6 protein-coding genes are annotated in these 6,629 nt (G+C 34.1%); 3 read left to right on the top strand and 3 right to left on the bottom strand.

Annotated features, from left to right (window positions below; translation table 11 throughout):
• Positions 1-325: 325 nt before the first annotated feature.
• Together ENL20_03625 and ENL20_03630 are read right to left on the bottom strand one after the other, a co-directional pair.
• Positions 326-835, bottom strand: a complete 510-nt coding sequence (locus ENL20_03625; GenBank protein ID HHE37646.1) for a hypothetical protein — start codon at positions 833-835, stop codon at positions 326-328.
• Positions 836-932: 97 nt separating this feature from the next.
• Entirely contained in the window at positions 933-1,388 is a 456-nt protein-coding gene (locus tag ENL20_03630; protein ID HHE37647.1) for a T9SS type A sorting domain-containing protein, read from the bottom strand.
• A gap of 683 nt (positions 1,389-2,071) precedes the next feature.
• Between ENL20_03630 and ENL20_03635 the strand changes: the two genes are divergently transcribed.
• From ENL20_03635 to ENL20_03645, 3 genes are all read left to right on the top strand, one after another.
• On the top strand, positions 2,072-2,803 hold the full coding sequence (locus ENL20_03635) for a DUF4476 domain-containing protein (GenBank protein HHE37648.1): 732 nt from the start codon (positions 2,072-2,074) through the stop codon (positions 2,801-2,803).
• Positions 2,804-2,954: 151 nt separating this feature from the next.
• Positions 2,955-4,874 carry a transketolase gene (locus ENL20_03640; GenBank protein ID HHE37649.1) on the top strand — a complete coding sequence of 640 codons (1,920 nt, stop codon included), beginning with the start codon at positions 2,955-2,957 and terminating at the stop codon, positions 4,872-4,874.
• Positions 4,875-5,107: 233 nt separating this feature from the next.
• Complete coding sequence (locus ENL20_03645) at positions 5,108-5,689, top strand: hypothetical protein (protein ID HHE37650.1); 582 nt, start codon at positions 5,108-5,110, stop codon at positions 5,687-5,689.
• Positions 5,690-5,892: 203 nt separating this feature from the next.
• Here ENL20_03645 and ENL20_03650 read toward each other — a convergent pair whose 3' ends face one another.
• Positions 5,893-6,612: a hypothetical protein gene (locus ENL20_03650; GenBank protein ID HHE37651.1), complete on the bottom strand. Its 720-nt coding sequence runs from the start codon at positions 6,610-6,612 to the stop codon at positions 5,893-5,895.
• Between the last annotated feature and the right edge of the window lie 17 nt (positions 6,613-6,629).

Genomic DNA, 6,629 nt, shown 5'->3' on the forward strand with positions numbered 1-6,629 from the left:
CTAATAAAGGTTATATGTTTGTAACAAAATGCGTTAGCGTTTGGTCTGAGGACTCTTTTAAAAACTGCATCGCAGTGACATTTTTCATCATTTACTGGTTTAGATGTCGCTTCTATGAAGCTGATACATTGTTAATTGCTCAATGCTGACGCATTTCATTTCAAAGATTGCACTGCTACGCAGTTTATAAGATATCCAATTTTATTAATACAATGGGAAATGTTAGTTAACATTTTATTGTTCAACTCCTTCAGAGTCAATATTCACAAATCACAGTCCTGATAGGATTGAACGAGCATATTATCTTTATCAGATAATTCTATTCCTATATATCTCCATCATAACGTCTTAATAGGATAGTTGTATGACTATCGATACTTGTATCCATAATCTGAACAGTCAGGGTTGCAGTTGCTACTCCCGGACTACCATCCGGAGCAGGAGGAGGACATTCATATTCATGGAATTGCCAATACTTATAAATATAACCTTCCGTATCAGTTATCTCAGTGTATTCCCCATTTTCAGGATTACCGAGAGTCCCGGTAAAGACAATCGAAATATCCGGTACCGGATTATTTTCTTCATCCAGAACTCTGACTGTCATTAATACTGATTGATCATCCGGCGGATCATCATCTTCATCCCAATCGATATGCATGGGAAAAGCACTAAAAGACAGATTTATCCCCGGTCCGCCGGAAAAAGAAATGCTTCCTATTTCATCTAATTGGACAGTAATTTGAGTTCCGTTTGTTTTATGGATGATCATTTCAGTTGCCATTAAAACTGAAATTATACTTATTACAATTGCGATCATTGTTATTTTTTTCATCTTATTTTCCTCCTCTTTATTGTTTATATTTCATACTATAATCCATTCCGAATGTTAAGAGAAATTGAAAGTTACATAACCTTCGGAAGGTTTCTCTTTATTTGAGCATTATCATTTTTTTCATCAACTGTTCATCATTAAGCGATATTTTATAGAAAAAGACTCCGCTGGCTACTCTCTTTCCTTGATCATCCAAACCATCCCAGATTACCTGATGATTTCCAGCTTCCATCTTCTTATCGAGTAATTTTCTAACCTTTTGTCCTTTAGCATTGTAAATCTCGATCGATATTTTTCCTTTCTTCATAAGTTCAAAAGATATTGTTGTTGCCGGATTAAACGGATTGGGAGTATTCTTCAAAAATTTAATTGGAATCTGACTGATAATTTCAACCATTTCCTCAACCGATACATCAGGACTAAAGGTTATTCCCATTATCTCATCCGTATCGATTTCCATAGTCTCTCCATTGTTAAGATTAATGAACATTGTTTCGGCAAACAAGAATGAGTACATCACAACAATAAAGATTGAAATAAATAGTTTCTTCATAGTATCTCCTTTTTTTTGCAGAAATAGTTTTCTATTTTTCCCCTGTTTTTTATGATGAGATAAATTTCAAATGAAAAAAATGAAGTCAAGATAATAAAATATTTTATTTCTATAAATCTCCATCCTAGCGGATTAAATTATTGATGCAGCATTCTATTTTATAGTATTGGAAATTTGAACTATTATGGTTGCTATGAATTATATTATAGATATTCATGCTAAAGTTATGGACATGCCCGTAGGATCTAAGAACATCCCCGCAAGAGTTAAGAATATTCCTGCTTGAGCTTCAGACATTCCTTCGCATTTTGAAGAAATGTCTGTTTAAGATAATTATTTAGATGAATTTTGAAATTCTAAAAAACATCAACATTAAACCAATCTCATAAACCTTTATATCTAAACAAATATAAAAACCTCTTCTATTATTTTTTATCTGGCGGAACTTTTCAAAAGCTCCAAAACAATTGTCAAGAATTTCGTAAATAAATTTTCATATTTGTTAAAATATCTACAAACTTTTAACTTCAATCAAGAGATTTATCTCTCAAAAGGGAATATTAATTTCAATCGAATTTAACAAAACACTTGAGTTTCTTCTTTCCATTCTCTCTTTATTTCATTTCTCTTGACTGAAAAAAACCTGAAAAAATATTAACTTCCAAATAAAATCAGGGGGAATAATGAAAAAAATCATTTTTATCATCTTAATCCTTTTTGCAGTATCTTTATTTTCTGAGGAAGTAAAGAGCCGGAGTTCTTTTGGAAAAATGAAGATGAATGTGGAAGGATCATCATCGAGTCAACAATCTTCATCTACAGCAGTTGTCGATTTGATCGCAGAAAAACTCGACATACTTCAGAAACAGTATCTGACAAAACTCAACAATTTTGATAAACGCAAAACTGATAATATAGTTAATGAAATTTATGATCTGCTGGCTTTATTACCCACAGATGTAGTTATTATCCAGCATTCAACTCGACCGGTAACCCCAACCCGGATAACACCTGTAAATACCGATGTAAATATCAATCTCAATGTGAAAGAAACCACTGACTTTGGAGAACCTGAATCGGTTCAGGAAGTTGAGGAAGTTCAGGTCTCAAAGATTCAGAAAGCTATGAATGATTCCGAATTCCAGCGACTCCTGACAAATGTTAAAAACGAAACTTTTGCTGATGACCAGATGTCAGTTGTCAGGATCGCTGCAAATAGTAAACACTTTACCTGTGATCAACTCATTCAGCTTGTAGGTGCTTTTTCCTTTGCTGATGAAAAGATCGATGTGGTCAGGATAGTTTATCCGAAAGTAGTTGATAAAGGAAACGCTCATAATATTCTCGGTGCGTTCACTTATTCTGATGATAAGAAAGAAGTGGAGCAGATAATTAGTCATTTGAAAAGGAAATGAATCATTCTAAATAAACTCATTCTGCTATCCTTCTCTTAAAAGAGAAAGAACACAATAATAACAAGAAGAAATTCAAACTCATCTGATGACTGTAGTCATCCCTCTCTTCTAAAGAGAGGGACAGAGTGAGAGTTATATAACCGGAGATTAAATGAATCCAAACAGAAAAAAGTTAGCACAAATAGAATTAAGTAAAATCAAAGAAAAAGCAAATATCGCTCGTGGTGCGATCCTCAAAATGACTACTCTCGCCAATTCCGGTCATCCGGGTGGTTCTATGTCCACAGTCGATTTCCTGCTGACTCTTTATCATTTAATTAATATCGATCCCAAAAAACCAAAATGGGAAGAACGGGATAGAGTTATTATCAGTCATGGTCACATTGCACCGGCAGTTTATGCAACTCTTGGTTTGCTGGATTTCTTTCCCCTTGATGATGCAATTTCCCAATTCCGACTGGCTGGCAGCATTTACGAAGGTCATGTAGAACCTGATGTTGCAGGAGTCGAATGGGCAAGCGGGAATCTTGGTCAGGGGTTGTCAGCAGGAGTCGGTTTTGCTCTCGGATGTCGTCAGCAGGAAATTAAGAATCATATTTTCGTTTTGATGGGAGACGGAGAACAACAGAAAGGTCAGATCAGCGAAGCTCGCAGATTTGCAAAAAAATATAATTTGAATAATATCACTGCTTTTGTGGATTACAATAAACTTCAGATATGTGGTGATATAAACAAGGTTATGCCGCAGAATATTCTGGAAAATTACATTTCCGATGGTTGGGATGTGATCGAGATCGATGGTCATAATTTTACGGAGATCCAGGATGCGATCTTTGATGCGGTCAATAATGAGAATCCAACTTTGATCTTAGCTCATACTGTTATGGGAAAAGGTATTTCCTTTATGGAGAATGATGAGAAATACCATGGTTCGACGATTTCCGCAGAAAAGCTCGATCTGGCTTTGAAGGAACTCGGATTGGAAAATAACCTTATCAAATATAAGAAGTTGAGAGAAGAATTCAAACCTCATAATGCTGATCATAATAACAAAATTTCACAACAAAAAGACTTTAATCTCAATATTGGAAATCCCATAATTTATACAGAAAAAACCGATAACCGTTCTGCCTGGGGAAATGCAATCGCAGATTTAGTAAATAGAAATGAGAAATTAGAAATGAGAAATTCACTTGCTGTCTTTGATTGTGACTTGCAGGGAAGTGTAAAAACCAATAAATTTGCAGAGATTCTACCTGAAAATTTTTATGAGAGCGGAATTATGGAACATCATACTGCAGTTTGTGCGGGAGCTATGTCAAAGGAAAATATCCAGATTTTCTTTGCTGATTTCGGTGTTTTTGGAGTCGATGAAACTTATAACCAGCATCGCTTGAATGATATTAATAACACCAATCTGAAAGTGATCACAACACATGTCGGACTCGATGTGGGAGAGGATGGCAAAACTCATCAATGCATCGATTATCTGGGAGTGATGAAGAGCCTTTATCATTTCAAGACGATCATTCCTGCTGATCCAAACCAGACTGATCGGATCATCAGATATATTTCCAAAAAATATGGAAATTTCCTGATCCCGATGGGAAGAAGTAAATTAGAAATAATCAAAGATACAGAAGGAAATATCTTCTTTGATGAAAATTACAAATTTGAATACGGAAAAGCAGACCTTTTGCGAAAGGGAAAAGAAGCAGCACTTTTCGTGATGGGAACATTAACAAATCGTGCCCTCGAAATTGCAGACAGATTATACGATCTAGGAATTTCCCTACAAGTCTGGAATGTTTCCTGTCCGCTCAATCTCGATAAAGAAGCTTTAAAGAAAGCAGCAAAAACCGGAATTATCTTTACTTATGAAGACCATAATGTGAATACCGGACTTGGGAATTCGATTGCAGATAAATTGATGCAACTCGGATTATCGTGTGAATTTTATAAATTCGGAGTTGAGGATTATGCTCTTTCCGGTAAATCTGAAGATGTTTTCAAATATTGCAGATTGGATGTTGATTCTGTAGTTAACAGAATTTTAGAAAAGATTAGTTAAAAATAAATTATGAGTTCAGCATAATTGGGTATTTTTCAGTGGAATTCAAAAAAATGTCTTTGCGAGGTTTCTGATATAAAACTCCAATGAAGCAATCTACATCTTCAACTTAATGACAAGAAAGAGATTACTTCGATAGAAGCCGGCAAGAGAGAACTCGTAATGACAAAGTTATTACGAAAATAACTCAGTTTTACAGAATTCGAAAATTAAGAAATAACAAGGAGAAAGTTATGTCAAGATGGTCATCTAAAATTAAGGATAGCATTAAAATTGCCAGCAATTTTCAAGAGCCAAAACATCTGCTGGATTCATTTTATGTTTCAAAAATTTACATCCCGCAAACCGAACAGGAGAAAAAAGAATTTGAAGAATTTTCGCTTGTAACGAGCAGTATGGCATTATTGATCCATATTGCAGAAGCAGATAAGATCGTTAAACCGGAAGAGAAGCAGAGGATTATCGATGATCTCATATTCCAACTCGAACAACGACCTTATGAATATGAAGGTCTATCAGAAAAATTCGGAAATACTGATAAAGAAATTATTGGAAATATGTTCGATAAACTTCTTCATGATTATGAAAATGAGAAAATAAATCTGAACGAAATTATCAGGATAATAGACCTGTTTTATCAGAATAATCCGGAGAAAAGATATTATCTCGTCCGACTTTGTTATTATTGTGCATTGTCAGATAATGAATTAAGTGAATCAGAGAAAAAGGCAATTAAAGAGATTGCAGCTAAACTGGATGTTGCTTCTGAAGAAGTTGTAAGAATTGAAAAGGAAGCTAGACTGGAATTGGTATAAATGATCTGAACTTTGCGAAGATTTTGTTAAGAAAAATTATTATCCACGAATTTCACGAATTACACTAATTTTTTTTATGAACTCTATTATTTGTGAGATTCGCATACTATTCGAGTCGTAAGGAACAAAGTGACGACTACTCGAAACATATAGAACTGTTATTGAAGTTATTTCGACTCGTCGTTCCTTACGAGTCGAATGATTTAAAATTCATCCTCATCTATCTCGACATTAAATTTTACTTCTGAAATTTTTATTTCACTGATCTTATTCCCGGATTCATCATAAGAAATTGTATGGATCGGGAATTTGATGCCGTTAAAATCTTTATATTCTTTTATCATCCTGTAGATCGATATCGGTTTCTCATATTCATCGCTTTCATAGATCATCTGAAACGGCAGGTTTGTCTCTTTATCGATGATCAATTTAAATTGGATTTCATCATTATTAACCTGCAAAATATCATAAGATTTTCCATCAACTTCTTTTTCTTTAAGGAAAATAATTTCATATTCATTTTGGAATTTCAGCAGGTTGATAAGGTTTCTTTTCAAATTTCCCATAATTTCAGGGATCAATGATGAAGGAAGATTTTCAAAATAACCTTTGGGATATTTTCTCCATCCTTTATTCTCGCTGATAATGAATTCCTGGTCTAAAAATTTTACTTTGAATTTATCAGGAAATATTGCAGTTACATTAGTTTCAAAAGTCATAGATCCTTGTTCGATCGGCTGCCAGGTTTTACCTTTTGTCTGCACATTCCGGATCGAATCGACATTTCCGATTGCTTTAACTATTTTATTGAAAATCTGTTTTGTTTTTGATCTGTTTGCTTCGGAATTTTCGGTTTCAAATGAATAAAGATTTGTGATAATAAAAAAAACAATGGCAGTTAAAGATATAACTTTAAAATTCATTTAATACTCCTGAAACA

Source organism: Candidatus Cloacimonadota bacterium, from assembly GCA_011372345.1.
Classification (GTDB): Bacteria; Cloacimonadota; Cloacimonadia; order Cloacimonadales; family TCS61; genus DRTC01.

Excerpts from the sequence above, each read along its gene's own strand:
- ENL20_03645 (HHE37650.1), top strand. The coding sequence starts at position 5,108 with ATGTCAAGATGGTCATCTAAAATTAAGGATAGCATTAAAATTGCCAGC.
- ENL20_03640 (HHE37649.1), top strand. The coding sequence starts at position 2,955 with ATGAATCCAAACAGAAAAAAGTTAGCACAAATAGAATTAAGTAAAATC.
- ENL20_03650 (HHE37651.1), bottom strand. The coding sequence starts at position 6,612 with ATGAATTTTAAAGTTATATCTTTAACTGCCATTGTTTTTTTTATTATC.
- ENL20_03630 (HHE37647.1), bottom strand. The coding sequence starts at position 1,388 with ATGAAGAAACTATTTATTTCAATCTTTATTGTTGTGATGTACTCATTC.
- ENL20_03635 (HHE37648.1), top strand. The coding sequence starts at position 2,072 with ATGAAAAAAATCATTTTTATCATCTTAATCCTTTTTGCAGTATCTTTA.
- ENL20_03625 (HHE37646.1), bottom strand. The coding sequence starts at position 835 with ATGAAAAAAATAACAATGATCGCAATTGTAATAAGTATAATTTCAGTT.